17 protein-coding genes and 1 other annotated feature are annotated in these 17,305 nt (G+C 50.2%); all 17 genes read right to left on the reverse strand.

What is annotated here, in order from left to right; all coding sequences use genetic code 11:
• Positions 1 to 119 precede the first annotated feature (119 nt).
• Entirely contained in the window at positions 120 to 1,178 is a 1,059-nt protein-coding gene (gene rfbG, locus DW677_RS06460; RefSeq protein ID WP_117469085.1) for a CDP-glucose 4,6-dehydratase, read from the reverse strand.
• An 88-nt stretch (positions 1,179 to 1,266) separates the two neighbouring features.
• Complete coding sequence (gene rfbF, locus DW677_RS06465; protein ID WP_117469084.1) at positions 1,267 to 2,040, reverse strand: glucose-1-phosphate cytidylyltransferase; 774 nt, start codon at positions 2,038 to 2,040, stop codon at positions 1,267 to 1,269.
• Between the two features lie 4 nt (positions 2,041 to 2,044).
• Entirely contained in the window at positions 2,045 to 3,631 is a 1,587-nt protein-coding gene (locus tag DW677_RS06470) for a hypothetical protein (protein ID WP_117566702.1), read from the reverse strand.
• Positions 3,621 to 5,159, reverse strand: coding sequence for a hypothetical protein (locus tag DW677_RS06475; protein ID WP_117566703.1), 1,539 nt, complete (start codon positions 5,157 to 5,159; stop codon positions 3,621 to 3,623). Before DW677_RS06475 ends, DW677_RS06470 begins: the two co-directional genes overlap by 11 nt.
• 113 nt (positions 5,160 to 5,272) lie before the next feature.
• Complete coding sequence (locus DW677_RS06480; protein WP_117566704.1) at positions 5,273 to 7,234, reverse strand: hypothetical protein; 1,962 nt, start codon at positions 7,232 to 7,234, stop codon at positions 5,273 to 5,275.
• 11 nt (positions 7,235 to 7,245) lie between these two features.
• On the reverse strand, positions 7,246 to 9,519 hold the full coding sequence (locus tag DW677_RS06485; protein ID WP_147324941.1) for a hypothetical protein: 2,274 nt from the start codon (positions 9,517 to 9,519) through the stop codon (positions 7,246 to 7,248).
• Between the two features lie 129 nt (positions 9,520 to 9,648).
• Entirely contained in the window at positions 9,649 to 10,275 is a 627-nt protein-coding gene (locus DW677_RS06490) for an SIS domain-containing protein (protein WP_015553101.1), read from the reverse strand.
• Positions 10,276 to 10,603: 328 nt separating this feature from the next.
• Positions 10,604 to 10,978: a 50S ribosomal protein L7/L12 gene (gene rplL, locus DW677_RS06495; protein WP_015553100.1), complete on the reverse strand. Its 375-nt coding sequence runs from the start codon at positions 10,976 to 10,978 to the stop codon at positions 10,604 to 10,606.
• 123 nt (positions 10,979 to 11,101) lie between these two features.
• Positions 11,102 to 11,614 (reverse strand): 50S ribosomal protein L10, encoded by a 513-nt coding sequence (gene rplJ / locus DW677_RS06500; protein ID WP_015553099.1) that lies wholly within the window; start codon positions 11,612 to 11,614, stop codon positions 11,102 to 11,104.
• A gap of 54 nt (positions 11,615 to 11,668) precedes the next feature.
• Positions 11,669 to 11,806: a sequence feature (ribosomal protein L10 leader region), on the reverse strand.
• 136 nt (positions 11,807 to 11,942) lie between these two features.
• Positions 11,943 to 12,638, reverse strand: coding sequence for a 50S ribosomal protein L1 (rplA, locus tag DW677_RS06505; RefSeq protein WP_015553098.1), 696 nt, complete (start codon positions 12,636 to 12,638; stop codon positions 11,943 to 11,945).
• A gap of 93 nt (positions 12,639 to 12,731) precedes the next feature.
• Entirely contained in the window at positions 12,732 to 13,157 is a 426-nt protein-coding gene (gene rplK / locus DW677_RS06510) for a 50S ribosomal protein L11 (RefSeq protein WP_117469078.1), read from the reverse strand.
• Positions 13,158 to 13,274: 117 nt separating this feature from the next.
• Complete coding sequence (gene nusG, locus DW677_RS06515; RefSeq protein WP_117484019.1) at positions 13,275 to 13,790, reverse strand: transcription termination/antitermination protein NusG; 516 nt, start codon at positions 13,788 to 13,790, stop codon at positions 13,275 to 13,277.
• A 15-nt stretch (positions 13,791 to 13,805) separates the two neighbouring features.
• The gene (gene secE / locus DW677_RS06520) at positions 13,806 to 14,012 is read right to left on the reverse strand and encodes a preprotein translocase subunit SecE (protein ID WP_117469077.1); all 207 of its coding nucleotides are present in this window, start codon (positions 14,010 to 14,012) and stop codon (positions 13,806 to 13,808) included.
• 27 nt (positions 14,013 to 14,039) lie between these two features.
• The gene (gene rpmG, locus DW677_RS06525; protein WP_008726232.1) at positions 14,040 to 14,189 is read right to left on the reverse strand and encodes a 50S ribosomal protein L33; all 150 of its coding nucleotides are present in this window, start codon (positions 14,187 to 14,189) and stop codon (positions 14,040 to 14,042) included.
• A gap of 531 nt (positions 14,190 to 14,720) precedes the next feature.
• Positions 14,721 to 15,506, reverse strand: a complete 786-nt coding sequence (locus DW677_RS06530) for an amino acid ABC transporter ATP-binding protein (protein WP_117469075.1) — start codon at positions 15,504 to 15,506, stop codon at positions 14,721 to 14,723.
• Positions 15,490 to 16,200 (reverse strand): amino acid ABC transporter permease, encoded by a 711-nt coding sequence (locus DW677_RS06535; RefSeq protein ID WP_015553094.1) that lies wholly within the window; start codon positions 16,198 to 16,200, stop codon positions 15,490 to 15,492. The genes DW677_RS06530 and DW677_RS06535 overlap by 17 nt, the downstream gene beginning before the upstream one ends.
• 111 nt (positions 16,201 to 16,311) lie before the next feature.
• Positions 16,312 to 17,235 (reverse strand): ABC transporter substrate-binding protein, encoded by a 924-nt coding sequence (locus DW677_RS06540; RefSeq protein ID WP_117566706.1) that lies wholly within the window; start codon positions 17,233 to 17,235, stop codon positions 16,312 to 16,314.
• Positions 17,236 to 17,305: the final 70 nt, after the last annotated feature.

A 17,305-nucleotide genomic window follows, 5' to 3' on the forward strand; every position in this document is an offset into this window, starting at 1 on the left:
ACAGCAGACCAATTTCTGAACTCGTTCCTGCTGTATACAATGTTTCATTTGCCGGGAAGTTTCTGCACGCACCTCCAGGTTTCCTGTCTTTTTCAAATAGTGGACTATTTTCTTCTGTTCTACTGGAACATCTCCTTGATCTGTCTGTCCATGACAGCCACAACATCGCCGTTCTTCTCATACTCCTGGCACCACTCAACGGTGAGTCCGATGGCTTCCTTCACGCCATAACGCGGATGCCATCCAAATGTGGTCTTCAACTTGGAGCAGTCGAGTTTTAAGAAGTTTGCCTCGTGAGGACCTCCGTCGCTCTTGTTTTCCCAGGAAAGTCCATTTCCCCAGGCGCTGCAGAACATGTCCACAAGCTCACCCGTGGTCACGCAGTCCTTGTCATCCGGTCCCACGTTGTAGTATCCGGCGTATTTTCCGTCCTCATACTGGGCCTTCGCAACCATGAGATATGCCGCTAACGGCTCCAGCACATGCTGGTACGGGCGGGTAGAATGCGGATTGCGGACAACGATCGGCTTTTTCGCCATCGCCGCGCGGACGCAGTCCGGAACGATACGGTCATTCGCGAAGTCGCCGCCGCCGATGACATTTCCCGCACGGCAGGTTGAGATCGCGCAGTGTCCGTCCGCAAAGAAGGACTTCCTGTAGCTGTGTGTCACAAGCTCGGAACATGATTTGCTGTTGGAATACGGATCATAGCCGTCCAGGCGGTCCACCTCGCGGTAGCCGTACTCCCACTCCCTGTTCTCGTAGACCTTATCCGTCGTCACGTTTAAGAAAGACTTCACGCACGGATTCAGGCGGACACACTCCAAAATATTGACGGTGCCAATGACGTTCGTCTCGTAGGTGTAGACCGGATCCTTATAGGAGTCCCGCACGATAGGCTGTGCCGCCAGATGTAAGACGATCTCCGGTTTTGTATCCTCGAATACCTGCTTTAAATGGGCGAGGTCCCTGATGTCACCGATGACAGAATTCATCTTACCCTCAAGACCTGCCATGTTGAACAGTGCCGGGTCTGTCGGCGGGTTTAAGGAATATCCTGTGACCTCCGCCCCCGCGTTTACAAGGATCCTGGAAAGCCAGGTTCCCTTAAAGCCGGTATGTCCGGTTACGAGGACCTTCTTTCCTTTATAAAAGTTAAATACTTCTTCCAAATTCATTTTCGTATCTCCATTTACGGATTTTTGCTCTCCGCGCAGCCGTTTTCTGCGATCCTCACAGCGGCTTCCGGAAAGCAGGCGTGTGAACCTATTCCCAGATCTTCCACGGCGCGTTTCCTGACTGCCACATCGCCTCTAACTGCTGTTTCTCGCGCTGGGTATCCATGCACTTCCAGAATCCCTCGTGGCGGTATGCCATGAGCTCGCCGTCCTTTGCGAGGTTTCTTAACGGTGCCTGCTCGAATACGGTGGAATCGCCCTCAATGTAGTCGAATACGCCCGGATTTAATACCATGTAACCGCCGTTGATCAGGCTGCCGTCATCGTCATTCTTCTCGCGGAAGGAATTGATCTTTCCGTTATCCTCGAGGTCGAGGACACCGAAGCGCTGTCCGATATTGACTGCCGTGATGGTTGCGAGCTTTCCATGGCTTCTGTGGAACTCTTCCAGTGCCTTTAAGTCGATGTTTGCGAGACCGTCGCCGTAGGTCAGCATAAACGGCTCATTTCCCACATACTCTTTGATCCTCTTTACGCGTCCGCCGGTCATGGTGTTGAGTCCTGTGTCGATCAGAGTCACCTTCCACGGCTCCGCATAGTTGTTGTGGACCTTCATGCTGTTGTTCGCAAGATCGAAGGTCACATCAGATGTGTGAAGGAAGTAATCCGCAAAGAACTCCTTTACCACATACTGTTTGTATCCCAGACAGATAATAAATTCGTTATACCCGAACTGGGAATAATATTTCATGATATGCCACATGATCGGCTTCTCACCGATCTCGATCATCGGCTTTGGTTTTAAATGACTCTCCTCGCTGATCCTTGTTCCGAATCCTCCTGCCAGGATTACTACTTTCATAGGTTTACCTCCATATATTCCAACCGTTTTCTTTGAGGACCGTAAGTGCTTCCCGGCATCCCGGTTTGTGATACTCCAGCGCGTCCTCCAGTGTTTTGTCTGACTCGTTTTCAAAATTTAATAAGATCTGTTTTACCTCGTCCCGGTTATGTTCTTTCCGGTACTTTCCGAAGCGGAATTCCTCCGCCGTCGTCATCACGTTTCCGATGAGGAACATGGCGGCGAGGGCGATCGATAATCTCTTTACCAGCTTTGGCAAAGGAACCTTTTCAGTCCTACTGATATGCTGTGCCCCTTTCGGCTCTGTGCCTCTGCTTTCCCTGCATTCTTCCTTTTTACAGAATCCGCACTTCGCAGCCAGAGCGAACGTAAGAAAGATTCCGATCACACCGATCTGATACTGCAGCGCATACCGGGAACTCATCCCATACTTGTCATTCGGCATGAAGATATACCGGCTCACAAGCACCATCAGGTGGTTCATACCACCGCCTGCCAGGAGCATCAGCGGCAGGATCGTCTGTTTCTCGATCCGGTAATAAAAATTCATCCACAGCGCAAAGAAATACGCAAACAGGACGATCACGCCGACCGCGCACCAGACCTTCCCCGGAATCCCTGCAAAGCTCCTGTCAATCAATTCTACTCCAAAAACCATGGAAGCAAAAGACTTAAGAAGAAATTTAATAAAAAATTTCGGATCCTGTCGGAAAGCCGTAAAGAGCGGCACATTTACCGCCCCCGAATACTCGTAAACCGCCTGGGAGTTGCTCCAGAGGTAAATGAGAAACGGAATGACTGCCACTGCGATCAGGGCGATCACGCGGGCGGTTCCGATTCCGGCAAGATCATCTGAAATTACACCGATCACGCCAGCGTTTTCCCTGCCTTTGCCCGATACGTTTTTCCTATCCGTGCTGCTTAAATTCTGTCTGTCGGCCTTTGCCTGATATTTTCCAGATAAACTCTTTGCAATTACAATATCGCGCACGTAAATAAACAGGTACGCCATCACGATCGTTACCGTGTAGATCGCGCAGTACGGTCCCGCCGCCCCTATGGTGATCACAAACGGCAGTACAAAGAGAAGTACAAGCTCCGATTTCTTCGCGTTTCGGAATCCCTTTTCGTACACCTGATCCAGCAGGGCATAATTCCAGAAAAACAATCCGAATGCCAGGAAATGCGCCCATCCGGTTCCGTTGTACAGCATCTCCCACTTATTAAGGCTGAACATAACGATCATCATCGCCGCGTACCAGACCGGGCAGAGTTCCTTTTTCCTGCTGTACCGGCCGATGACCAGGGCGGAGAGTCCAAATCCGAGGATGCCCATGATCCGGTCCACAGTGACGCTGTATCCAAAGATCATGACATTCAGTCCGCGCTCTAAGAAGTTCACCGGAATTCTTGTGAGCAGATCCGCCACAAAAAACTTATCCGGGTTCCACACGTCCGGCAGATAGGAATTGATGAGCCGGATATAATCGGAATACACCATGTCAATGGCGGAGCGCCTGATATATGCCAGATAAAAAATCATCCCCAGAACTGGAAGTCCGATATAGACATAGCTTTTCTTATTCTTCATGATCTCCTCCGCCTGCTGCGGTTCTTCCTACGTTATTTCCTGCATGTTCCGCTGCCGGTCTTCTTTTCGGTCTGCGGCGGCGTCTCGCTGTCGGATCTGCTGCGCCTTCATTCTGTGTCTGCCTTGCTGCAATATTCCCCTGCGTCCGCTTTTCCGCTTCTCCACTCTTCCGCTTCAATTGCGGTGCTGTGTTCTTCTTTGACTTTTCTGACTTCACTGTCTCTTTCTTATCAGTTCCCGCTGTCCATCCGCCGGTTGGCTGACTGAGTGTCACGATCCTCATGGAAGTCTGGGGCTGTACCTGGCGCGGTTGGCGATCTGTCTCTTTCCCATGACACACAGTGCGTTTTTCTGTCGGCTTTACCGTTTTTTCTGTCGGCTCTGCTATTTTTTCTGTCGGCTTTGCTGCCTTACTCTGCGGTGCAGTCTCGCGAACCATTCCTGCTGCCTCAGCCTGCTCTCTGGCTGCTTTCGCGCGCTTTCTTCTCTGACGCCTCTTCGCGGAAGAACTCAGCTTCTCCGGCTGGGCATTCTCTGCGGTCTTCTCTACAATCTTTACTTCCCTGCTCTGCTGGGCTTTATTGACCGCTGTTTTTACTTCTCTCTTCTGCTGAGTTCTCTCCGACGTCTCATTCTTTCCAGCTGCCTTCCCATTGCTGCCGTTCTGCGGCTTTCTCAATGTCTGCTTATTCTCAGTGCTTTTCTGTTCCGCCGTTTTCTTTCCCTCGGTCTTCTGAACCACTCTCTGATTGCCGCTTACCTTTGCGTCCTGCCTCGCGTTCCCGCCACTGGTCTGCTTTCCGCCTTCACGCTTCCGGGCATGTCCCTGTCCGCTGTTCTTCGCCTGGCTTTTTCCTGCCTGACTCTGTCCTCCACTCTTTGACTGCCCCTGTCTGCGTCCTTTCATCTGTGCCACGGACGTCTTCTTCACGCTCGCCCCATGGCACCCCGTCTGGCTCTTTTTAACCGCCGGTCCTCTCTGTTTCCGCCGGTTTGCGTGGTGGTCAGCGACGATCCGCAGAACATCTTCCATATAATTGTACTGATTCCAGGCATCTTCCTTAGAAACATAGTTCTCATGAACCGCCTTGTTTCCGATCACGCGGATCTCGTTCAATTCCCACTTTCCGACCCGGTCCAGATACCCATTCTCGTCGAGCCACCATCCAAACTGCTGGAATGTCATGACTCTCTGACGCTTTCTCCCGTTCATCCGGTAAGTTTCGCGCTGTCCTCTTCCATCCGGACCGCTCTTGGCGTTCGCCATCGCCTGGGCAGAATTGTCGAGCTCGATCCCATTAAATTCCGCCACCAGCTTCAGAAACAGTTCCAGATTCTGGCGGCCCTTTACCATAGCCGCATTATACTCCCCGCGCCGCAGCCATTGCTTTTCCTTCTTGAGTTCCCGCTTTACGGGAGCAAGATGGGCAGTCATGTCCCTCTTCCTCAGGAAATACCCGAGTACAAGGAACAGGACCACAGCAACGGCAAAGCCCGCGCACATTGGAGCCCACTGCTGTCCATTCATTCTTCTGATTCTCCTTTTTTACTGTCGCAGCCTTCTCCGGCTGCCCTTTTGCAGAAAATTTCATTCCTGCGTTTTCCCGTTGGTCCGCAAAAATTTCTGCGGACCTGCCTCTTTTACTGGTCTACCACCTTCACGACCATCGCCAGATTTTCCTCCCCGCGGTGTTCCTTCGCCCCTTTCACATAGAAGTTGCAGGAAAATTCCACGGTAAATCTCTGATACGGCGCAGCCGGGATCTCGTAGTACATCGTGTTGTCCGTAAATACAAGATCAGCCATCTGCCGTCCGTTCACCTTGATCTTACAGGTCTCACCGCCTGTAAGCCTGCCCGGGTAGTAGCACTTTAAGGTCAGCTTGCTGCTCTCACCGTTTGTCAGAACGATCTTCGCGTGCTCATCGATCCATCCGTCCGAATAGCTGCCGAAAGGCGTGTCGAACCTCTGCCTCTTCACGATCTCCGTCACATCGTTGTATGCGTTGTGCTCCGGATCCTCACACAGGATCACCATGTCATCCGTGATCTCTTTGAGATCCATGTCACTGTCGATAAACTTGAGCTTCGGAACATTTGTTTTATCTTTTGCATATACTTTCAGGAATGTTTCAGCATTAAAATCACTGATCTCAAAATCCTTCCCGATGATGTAGATCTCCTTGTCGAAGATATCGTCCCCGTATGTTCCGTATGTCTTCTCCGCCAGGGAATTATACTGGCTCTGGGGCGCCCACAGATACAGGTTGTCCCAGTTGTCCCGGTAATATGTCTCCACCGGGAAGATCAGGCAGCCGTACAACAGCACCAGGATCCCCGCCTTCCCCATCACCCGTGACAGGTAGGCAAAGAACAGAAGCGCCGCCGCGTAAGCCACATAGACCCAGCGCATCTCCACACGGATCGTCACGCTGGAGCTGCCGATGCAGAGTGTGATAAACACAAGGAACAGCACCGCGTTCTTTAAATGGCAGACGATCTCATACCGCGCCCGGATCATACCGATCACAGCCGCCAGAACGCCGACACCCAGAATTGCCTCCGCCGCCAGGATTAGATTTTTGATTCTATCCGGGCTGTCCGCAAACGGTTCGATACAGAGGTGGAGCGGTCCGGAGTTTCTCCCAAACACGAGTCCCACCTGGTTCAGTGCCTGTCCAATGGCGTCCGTGAACTTAAAAGTATCTGCCACGTCAGTTCCGCCGGTTCCCGCCGGTGAAAGCGTTCCGATAGTGTAAAGGCGGATCATCTGGATCGCGCCGAACACGAAAAGCGTGATCACGAAAAGCAGGAGCTTCGGGAGATGGAAACCAACCTTCTCCTCAGCCGCTGCTGTGCGGGCCGCCGCCTCTTTTTTATTCTGCGCCCCGCGGCTCTGTCCTCTTCCGCGGCTTCGTCCCGGCTCCGCGGCGCGGTTCGGTTCACTATTTCTCCCTGTCTCCGCTGTCACAGTCTCCGGCGCCAGTCCCTTTCCAAATCCGAGGGCTACTGCCAGAAGCAACAATGGAAGAAGCGCCATATACCGTTCGTGAATGAAGCTGACCACGAAATACAGGAGGTTTGCCATGAGAAAGGCCCCCGTTTTTTTCTCATTCACATACCGGTACAGAAACCACAGTATCCCCAGCGCTGCCCAGAGCGCCAGGCTCTCCATCAGACCGTAAAACTGGCCGATCTGATAATATGCCATTCTGGATGACAGGTAGAGAATCCCCACAGCGAAGCTTATGATCCTTCGCCCGTCGCTGAATGACACCGCCATCCTGTAAATGCTGTATGCGATTCCCGTATTCAGGATGATGTTGAATGGAACCATCCATTCCACATGTCCCCCGATGAAGAAAAGCTCCAGCCAGGACGCCAGATAAAACAGGAAGCGGAAGCGGCTGCTGCCCATTGGGAATACATACTCCGTAAATGACTGGTTCCCGTAGCAGGACCAGAGATACAGGTCATCCATGTAAAGTCCCTTTAATTCCACTTCACGGTTGATCCAAAATCCAAATCCCAGAAAGATCGCAAAGATGAGGAGCTCCGGGCTCCACCTCCTCCACACTTTCAGGATCTTCTCCTGTAAATTCATGTCTTATCCCCTTACTGCTGTTCTCCGGGCCAGTATTTTTCAGTAAACTCCGCTAAAAGCGCCTCACTCTCCTCCTCGGTGAGGTTCTTCGGATCAGACGAGAATACCGCAAGCCCGTTTCCGTTTTCATACAGGAGATCCATAAGATACCCCTGTTTTAAGAGACCTGTCACGTTCCGGAATCCATCCGTTCCAGGCTTTAAGTATCCGCTTCCGAGATAGATGTAATCTACTCCCGCGAATGTAAAGAAGTCCGCCAGCGCCTCCGGGCTGGATGAGAGATTAAAGTTTCCACCGCTTCCCTCAATGTCCGTGTAACTCTGAGTGCTGCACGGGAACCTCAGCATTTCCGGCTGCTCACCGAATACGACGACGCGGGTTCTCGGGTTCTCCGCCAGGATATCCCATATCTTCTCATTTCCGTAGAAAGCAAGCAGTTCATGGGACTCTTCCATATGATCATAATATCCCTTGTGGATGAACTTCACCGGTGTCAGTCCCAGGGTTCCGCCCCAGTTGCTGACCGCCGTGATGGTCACATTAAAGAGAATAAACGGTACCAGCATCCTGCATATGGACCCGCGCAGGAAACCGCTCTTTAATTTTCCTACCACAATCACCGCCATGATCGCTGACAGCGCATAGAGAAGCAGGAAATAGTTGCCGTCCACCTGCCATAACAGGTAAAGAGCCATGAGACTCATGAGTCCGTTCGTCACAAATACCAAGGCCAGACAGATCAAGGTATTTTTCTCTTTCTGCCTCGATCTTCTCACATCCGCCAGCACCGGCAGACAGACGAGAAGAAGAAAGAGCAGAAGCAGCGGTGTGCCCCAGGCAATCCGCACATGGGCCATGTCCTCGCCCACAGGGGCCATGAGGACACCATAAATTCTCTTTAAAATGTGCTTTAGTCCCTCGATTGAGATCAGGGACCCTCCGTTCGACGGCAGACTTTCAAACCGGTACGGGTACCTCACGGTAAATCCGAGGGCCGCCCAGATCGAGTTGAACACGGATGTCAGCGGAAGTCCCGTATGCAGCCATGTCCGGTACCAGATGAGAAGCCACATCGGGATCATATAAATACAGGAAGGAAGAAAACTTCCCTTCAGCCGGAATTTCAGCTGTCTCGTGAGCAGGATATAAAGCCCCGCCGTTCCAGCGGCCACCGTTGAAAATACAAGTGCCGTTGGCTTTAACACAAGCGTCATCAGGTAGGCGTCCACCGCCAGCACGAGATACGCGCTCCTCTGTCTGCGAATATAGAGCAGAAGAAACAACAGCAGTACAAGCTGCATAAACACCGTCATAGAGTCCGTCTTTGCCGTGATGGACATGTTCATGATTCCCGGAATGCAGGAGAGAAGTGTCATGCATCTCACCGCATACCTTCTTCCGACAAACAGCTCCACGATCTGTCCCGCCGCGATCAGAGTGCCGACAGTCATCCAGATCTGGAAGCTCAGGAAAAATCCGTAGGACGGCAGCCCGGAGATCGGTAAAAGCAGTGTCTCAAGACCTTTCGAATAGGTGTACACCACATTGACCATTCCGAGATTTTCATAGATTCCGCCGCCGTTGTCCAGAACATACTCATTCCGCAGTCCGTAATGGAGGGAATCGTAGTCGGCACAGATATTCATTCGTCCCGCCTGCAAAAGGATCATGGCGAACATCAGCGCGATACAGATGGACATCTCCAGGGAGATCATGGTTCTCTGCGGCACGCGTTTCCACGGCATTCCGCTATCTCCCGCCGCCCTCAATTCCATCATCCGGTACCCAGCCAGAAGTCCAGCGATGACCACTGTGAGAAACCGGAAGCTTGTGATCCCACATCCGAAAAACAGGGATCCCAGGCAGAACAGGCATATCATAAATCCACTTCCAAGAAGGAAGTCCGCCAGCCCTGTGATCACATGGTACTCCCTCCATCTGTGCTCACGGTCCATCCCTCTGCGGATCCGTGCGCCTAGCATCAAAAGCACCAGCACATACGCGCCGGACAGGATCATCGCCGTGAATGCCTGGTGGATCCAGAGAAATCCGGCTGTGATGAGAAGTACCGCACCTGTCCGGATCCGGTTCGATTCAATTTTCCAGATCGTGAACAGGTATAAAAAGAACAGCACCGCGATCTCCGTCAGAAGGTCGATGGTCTCCGTTCTTCTGAGCCTGATCCCGTCTACGCCTGTCACATAAACCTGTCCGATGGCAACTAACAGTGCGGGTACCGCCGCCAATGCCAGAATAATTAACGAGGCACATTCCCGTCTCTTCATAATTTTCCCCCGGTTGCGGTTCTTCTCCGGCATGATTCCTGCTGTCTGCCCATTCGCACATCCGGATATCGTCCGCAGGCATTCATAGGATTTTTCAACATCATGCAGACATGTATTATCATATCGGTACTATTCCGCATAAAATCTGTCTTCCAGCATCAGGCAGAGCGCATGGTAGATCGGCAGGTGGAGTTCCTGGATCTTATAGGTCTCCTGCTCCGGCACGATAATAGCGACATCTGCGAGCTTTGCGAGCTTTCCGCCTGTCTTTCCCGTAAGACCGACAACTTTAAGTCCCTTTGCCTTTGCGGTCACAGCGGCATACATCACATTCTCAGAGTTTCCGGAGGTGCTGATTCCGAGGAACACATCCCCTGCTTTTCCGTAGCCGTTTAACTGCTGTGCGTAAGAGAGCATTCCATCCACATCGTTTGCGAATGCTGAGGAGAGAGCCGCATGGTTTGTGAGGGCGATGGCCGGGAGCCCGCCCTGAAGCTTTTTCGCCAGTTCTTCCCCTCTCTCCGGGTCTGTCTGCTTTAACGCCTCGGCGAGTTCCGCAGATACCGGGCGACGCTTTACAAAACCTTTCATCAGCTCTCCGACGATATGGTCAGAGTCTGCGGCACTTCCGCCGTTTCCGGCGATCAGAAGCTTTCCTCCGTCCTCATAGCATGTCTCCAAGATCTTGTATGCATCCTCGATCTGCCCCTTTACGGATTCCAGAACCGGGTATCTCTTTACTAATTCTTCAATCATTTCTTTCTCCTTTTTGTCCCGCCCGATCATTGATACGCATAATGGGCAGGCAATGCCATTTTCATGCTATCCATTTTAACACATAAGCGCCTGTCTTTCCACCGCCAAATTACTTACAATCGCCCCAAAATGAAAAGAATGTGCCTTAGCACATTCTCGCGCCTCGCGCGGCCGCTTGCGACAATCTACATCTTTGCGCGAGTGTGCATCTTTGGCACGTCAGTGCCTTTTTATGTAACGGGGAATTCCTCGGAATTTCCTGTTACATGAAAAAATCCGCAGGAAGTCATCTTCCTGCGGATCAAAACATTCAAAGTATAAAAGTTGATTACTTAAGAGTAATCTTAGCGCCTTCAGCCTCAAGTTTTGTCTTGATGTCGTTAGCTTCGTCTTTGGATGCACCCTGCTTAAGAACCTTCGGAGCGCCGTCTACAACGTCCTTAGCTTCCTTGAGGCCAAGACCTGTTACTTCACGAACAACTTTGATAACTTTAACCTTGTTCGGGCCTACTTCTGTAAGCTCAACGTCGAACTCAGTCTTCTCTTCCTCTGCTGCTGCGCCAGCGCCTGCTGCTGCAACTACTACGCCTGCTGCTGCGGATACACCGAACTCTTCCTCACAAGCCTTTACTAATTCGTTTAACTCTAATACGGATAATTCCTTGATAGCTTCGATAAACTCAGCGGTTGTTAACTTTGCCATTATAATTTACCTCCATAATAATTTATATTTCACGTTTGTTTTTCACAACTTTTATACAGCATCTATGCTGCCTTTGACGGGATCACGCGATGCGTGTTTCCGCCTGCAGGACCGGGATGAGGATTAAGCCTCTGCCGGAGCTTCTGCGCCTTCGCCGTTCTTCTCTGCGATCTGGTTGAGAACGCGTGCGAAGTTTGTGATCGGGGACTGCATGCTTCCAAGAAGTCTTCCAAGAAGAACCTCTCTGGACGGGATGCTTGCGATCACACCGATACCTGCTGCATCGTAGTATGTTCCCTCTACAACGCCGCCTTTTAATTCAAGCTTGTCAGCTTTCTTTGCGAACTCAGCTAATACTCTGGCCGGAGCTGTTGCATCTTCTTTAGAAACAGCAAGTGCTGTCGGTCCTTCAAGATGCGGCTCAAGTGCTTCGAACTCAGTTCCCTTTGCAGCGAAGCGGATCATTGTGTTCTTATATACTTTATAAGAAACACCAGCTTCTCTTAACTGTTTACGAAGAGCAGTATCCTGCTCAACAGTTAATCCACGGTAGTCAACGACTACAGCAGACTTTGCTCCGTTGAGGACTTCAGCGATCTCAGCAACTACCGGCTGCTTTAATTCAACTTTTGCCATGAATGGTTTACCTCCTGTTTTATTTAGTATTGGATTCGCCGTCACAGCATTTTTTCGCTTATCAGAAAAACCTCTCTGTCCGCAGACCGAGAGGTTTACAAAATTCTGTGTGAGTTTTGTACGTCCCTCGGCAGGTGTTTTTACCTTACGCCTTACGGCACCTGCTGTCTTCGGCATTCAATACCCAAATAGTTTATCATAATATATTTGGATTGTCAATCACTTTTTTAGTTTTTTGCATTAAAATACTGCCAGACGGTCAATCCGGCTGTACGCCGCTGGGGCGCAGAACCAGATCAATGTCTGACAGTTAAAATGACACAATCGACTAGTTTGTTAACTTAGCTACGTTTAACTTAACGCCCGGGCCCATTGTGGAAGTAAGAGTAACGCTCTTTAAGTAAGCGCCCTTTACTGTGCTCGGTTTTGCTTTGTTGATTGCATCCATAAGCGTCTGGAAGTTGTCCGCTAACTGTTCTTCTGTGAAAGAAGCCTTACCTACTGGCACGTGAATGATGTTTGTCTTATCGAGTCTGTACTCAATTTTACCAGCTTTGATCTCTTTGATAGCTTTTGTAACGTCCATTGTTACGGTACCAGCCTTCGGGTTCGGCATTAAGCCCTTCGGTCCAAGTACACGGCCAAGACGTCCAACAACGCCCATCATATCCGGTGTAGCAACAACTACATCGAAATCTAACCAGCCTTCGTTCTGGATCTTCGGGATTAAATCCTCTGCTCCAACGAAGTCAGCGCCTGCAGCCTGAGCCTCATCAGCCTTCGGTCCTTTAGCGAATACAAGGATACGAACAGTCTTACCTGTTCCGTGCGGCAGAACTACTGCACCACGGATCTGCTGATCAGCATGACGGCCATCACAGCCTGTTCTTAAGTGAGCCTCGATTGTTTCATCAAATTTAGCAACAGCAGACTTTTTAACTAATGCGATTGCATCTGCTGTATCATAAAGAGTAGCGCGGTCGATAGCTTTTGCCGCTTCTACGTATCTTTTTCCTCTTTTCATTATAAAAAACCTCCTGTGGTAGTGTCGGGAGTCCTCCCTCCCACGTGATTGTTGCTGTATATGGAGGTCCATCCTCCATTCAGTCGCTTACGATCAGTCTGTTACGGTGATACCCATGGAACGAGCAGTACCAGCGATCATGCTTGTAGCAGCCTCGATGCTTGCAGCGTTTAAGTCTGGCATCTTGAGCTCAGCGATCTTCTGTACCTCAGCTCTTGTAAGAGTAGCTACCTTTGCTTTGTTCGGTGTTGCGGAACCGGATTTGATCTTTGCAGCCTTCTTTAATAATACAGCAGCCGGCGGAGTCTTTGTGATGAAGCTGAAGCTTCTGTCAGCGTAAACTGTGATAACAACCGGGATGATCATATCGCCCTGATCAGCAGTCTTAGCGTTGAACTCCTTTGTGAACTGTACGATGTTTACACCGTGCTGTCCAAGAGCCGGTCCAACTGGCGGAGCCGGTGTTGCCTTGCCGGCAGGAATCTGTAATTTAATATAACCTGTAACTTTCTTTGCCATAATTAGGCACCTCCTAAATAATGTGGTAATGTCGGGGATTTCCCTCCCACGCGGGCACAAAGTCCGTTTTCCTAAAAAAGGTACGGACGACCGGTCCGGATCTTAGTCCGTTTACGGTCACATCTTCTTGATTTCAGAAAAGCTCAGTTCCACCGGTGTTTCACGGCCGAACATTTCGACGTTGATTGTAATGGACTGCTTGGACTCATTGACGGTTCTAATGACACCGACGGTATCCTTCCATGCGCCGGCCGTAACAACGACGGTATCTCCGACGGCGAAATCCACAACGACATCCGGTGTCTTAAAGCCAAGGCTCATCATCTCTTCTTCTGAAAGCGGCACCGGCTTGGATCCCGGTCCTACGAATCCGGTCACACCTCTGGTGTTCCGTACAACGTACCATGTATCATCATTCATGATCATATGAATCAGCACATAGCCCGGGAACATCTTACGCTCGACCTGCTTCTGAGCACCGTTTTTAAGCTCGATGACTTCTTCCAGCGGGACGGAGACCTCTAAGATCTGATCCTGAAGACCTCTGTTTTCGATTGTTTTCTCAATGTCAACCTTTACCTTATTCTCATATCCGGAATAAGTGTGTACAACATACCATTGTGCTTCTGACATATCTTCACCTCATCCTTAACCAAGTACAATATTGAGACCAAATTTGATGATCAGGTCAAGGGCTGCGATAACAATCCCCAGAATTACTGTTGATACGACTACTACAGCGGTCTCTTTCGTAAGCGTATCCTTATCCGGCCAGATGATCTTATTGAATTCAGCTTTTAAGCCTTTGATAAAGTCCGTTTTAGGGGCTTTCTCATTACTTGCCGTTTCTCCCATAAATTCACGTCCTTCTTGCAAACCGGATTACTTAGTTTCTTTGTGCATCGTATGTCTCTTGCAGAATCTGCAGTACTTCTTTGTCTCCATGCGGTCCGGATGAGTCTTCTTATCCTTCGTCATGTTGTAGTTGCGCTGCTTGCATTCTGTGCATGCCAGTGTAATCTTAGTGCGCACGACTTCCACCTCCGTTTAATTTCTTTGTAAGGCGGCCTTTTCTCTATTCATTGCTATCGTTTTTTGAGCATAAAAAAAAGACCTATATCTTCCATTCGCCCGAACATTGTAACATAAGAATTGCGGCGCGTCAAGCATTTCCTTGAGAAATAAGAGTTTTCGTGGAGTTTTAGTTGATTGGCGGGGCAGGGAACTTTCAGAAAGCAGTGCTTGTGGGATTCAGGGAAGGTTCCTCTAGGCTTGCGGGCGACTGCTAGGGACGAAAAAAAGATGATGCAACTCGCTTCGCTCAGACAAGCATCATCTTTTTTCCAACGCATTCACCTGCGAGCCAAGAGGAACCAGATCCCTGTATCCAGGCACTGCTTTCTGAAAGTTCCCTGCTGCTGTGTAGTTGGCACGCCAAGGAGAAGGGGCACTATTGAGAACAAGATTTTGCGCAAGAGCGGACTTTGGTCAGTTGTCGCGTAAATAAAAAAAGCCTCTCGTTTCCATCTTTCAGGCAACAAGAAGCTTTTCATTATCTAATATTTACAGGACCTTCGATAAAAATTCCTTTGTTCTCTCATTCTTCGGATGCGCGAAGAATTCTTCCGGTGGAGCTTCTTCGAGAATTTTTCCCTGATCCATAAACAGCACGCGGTTTGCAACCTCTCTCGCAAAGCCCATCTCGTGGGTTACAACGACCATGGTCATTCCTTCGTTTGCAAGCTCCTTCATGAGATCCAGTACCTCACCTACCATCTCCGGATCGAGAGCACTCGTCGGTTCATCGAAGAGGATCACATCCGGCTTCATCGCCAGAGCGCGGACGATGGCCACACGCTGCTTCTGTCCGCCGGAAAGAGTGGACGGGTAAACGTCTGCTTTATCCTCAAGACCGATGCGGCGTAACAGCTCAAGGGCTTCCTCTCTCGCCTGTGCCTTGATCTCCGCCTTTGTCTTCGGCGCATCAGGTGCCAGCGTTCCTTTTCTCTTTGCCTTCTTTAACTCTTTACAGCGCACATAGACCGGCGCCATCATGATATTCTCGATCACAGTCATATTGTTGAACAGGTTGAAGTGCTGGAATACCATGCCCATATGGCGGCGGTGGATATTGATGTCCACGCGCATATCGGCGATATCTACGCCGTTAAAAATGATGCTGCCGGAGGTCGGATCCTCCATACAGTTCAGGCATCTTAAAAATGTACTTTTTCCGGAGCCGGACGGACCGATGACTACAACGATGTCACCTTTATTGATGGTCACATTGATTCCCTTCAGGACTTCCAGATCACCAAATGTTTTTTTCAGATCAATGACGTCTATCACTCTTCTTCAGGCTCCTTTCCATCAGTTTAACAAGAATTGAGATCACCAGCACGAGAACGATGTAGATCGCCGCCATGACAAGATACGGGACCATAAACTCGTAGCTGTTGCTTCCGATATAGTTGAAGGCAACGTAAAGATCCGCCGCGCCGACGAAGCTGACAACGGAGGTTTCCTTGATCAGGGCAATAAACTCATTGCCCAGAGTCGGAAGAATATTTTTCACTGCCTGCGGGATTACGATCCGGATCATCGCAGGACCAAAGCCAAGACCAACTGCACGTCCCGCCTCAAGCTGTCCCGGATCAACGGACTGGATACCGCTTCGCATGATCTCGGAAATATACGCGCCGCTGTTTAAGCCAAAGACCACCATGGCAACACGGACACCCGGCAGCTTGATCCCCATAAGCGGCAGCATAACATAGTAGAAGATCAGAAGCTGCACGACCATCGGGGTTCCGCGGAAGAGACCCACATAGAAGCTGCAGACCGCATTCAGCGCCCGCGGAAGTGTCTTATATTTCGGCAGGACGCGGACCGTCGCGATGATGGTACCGATTAAAACACCGATGAGCATGCCGACTACCGCGATCAGAAGCGTATTCTGCAGACCCTGTACGACCTTGACGTAACCGTTTTTCTCAATAAATATCTGTACAAACTTGTTCCATTTGTTCCCGAAGTTTCCCATAATACCTCCAGATAGCAAAAACACAGCGTTTCCAGCCATGTTCCGGTACAGTCAAAAACGGGAGCGAACCGTATCCTGCCCCCGCTTTTATGACCAGTATTTCCAATATTTTTACTGCATTGCGTTGATTGCCTTTGTGATGCTTGCTGCCGGAGCCGCATCAATGAGCACATATTTCAAGTTGCCATTGATCATATCCTGAACTGCAAGAGATGCGCTCTTATACGGTACCCACTCAGCCGGAAATCCTTCAAAGCCCCAGTCATCACTGCCCTCAATGAAGTACTGGGCTGTTGTTCCCTGCTGTCCGCCGATCTTGTCGCTCGCACTTAAGCCCTTAAGGATCTCTTCTACGGAAGCTGCGTCCTTGCAGTCATCAAAAGCCGTATCATCTGCCAGTGTAACCAGTCTCTGGGATGCTTTATAATACGGATCGGAGAAAGTTACATATTCTTCTCTCTCCTCGTTGATCGTTAAGCCGGCCATTGCGATGTCGCATTTGTGCTGACCAACGGATAAGCATACGGCATCAAAGTCCATGTTTTCGATCACAAGCTCCTTGCCAAGCTCCTGTGCAAGAAGAGAAGCAATCTCCATATCGATTCCCTTGTAGCTGTCGCCGTCTACGTACTCAAACGGCTCAAAGGATGCGTTTGTCGCAACAACAAGCTGATCCTTGGAAGCATCATACTCTGCGGATTCTACTGCAGCCGGCTCGCCATCACTGAAGTATTTATCACAGATCGTATCGAAGGTTCCGTCCTCCTGGATCTTTGCGATGAATGCATTTACCTGCTCAAGCAGCTCCGGCTGGTCTTTATCCACGCCGAATGCATACTGCTCATCTGTGAGATCATATTCGATCACCTTGACAACTCCGGCTGCCTCATCTTTCTTTTCTTCTACAGCCGCACCTGCTGTTGTCTCTGTCTTGTTCTCTGCTGCTGCCGTTGTCTCTGTAGTTTTGCTGCCGCAGCCTGTAAGAAGTGATGCTGCCATTGCAGCGGTCAGACATAATGCAATCGCCTTTTTCATAATATTTTCCTCCTCTAACCCAATACGAATTTGCAACTTTTTCGACGGAACCCACTATACCACAGGCCTA

The sequence above is a fragment of the Clostridium sp. AM25-23AC genome, from assembly GCF_003435125.1.
GTDB classification, from domain to species: Bacteria; Bacillota; Clostridia; order Lachnospirales; family Lachnospiraceae; genus Pilosibacter; species Pilosibacter fragilis.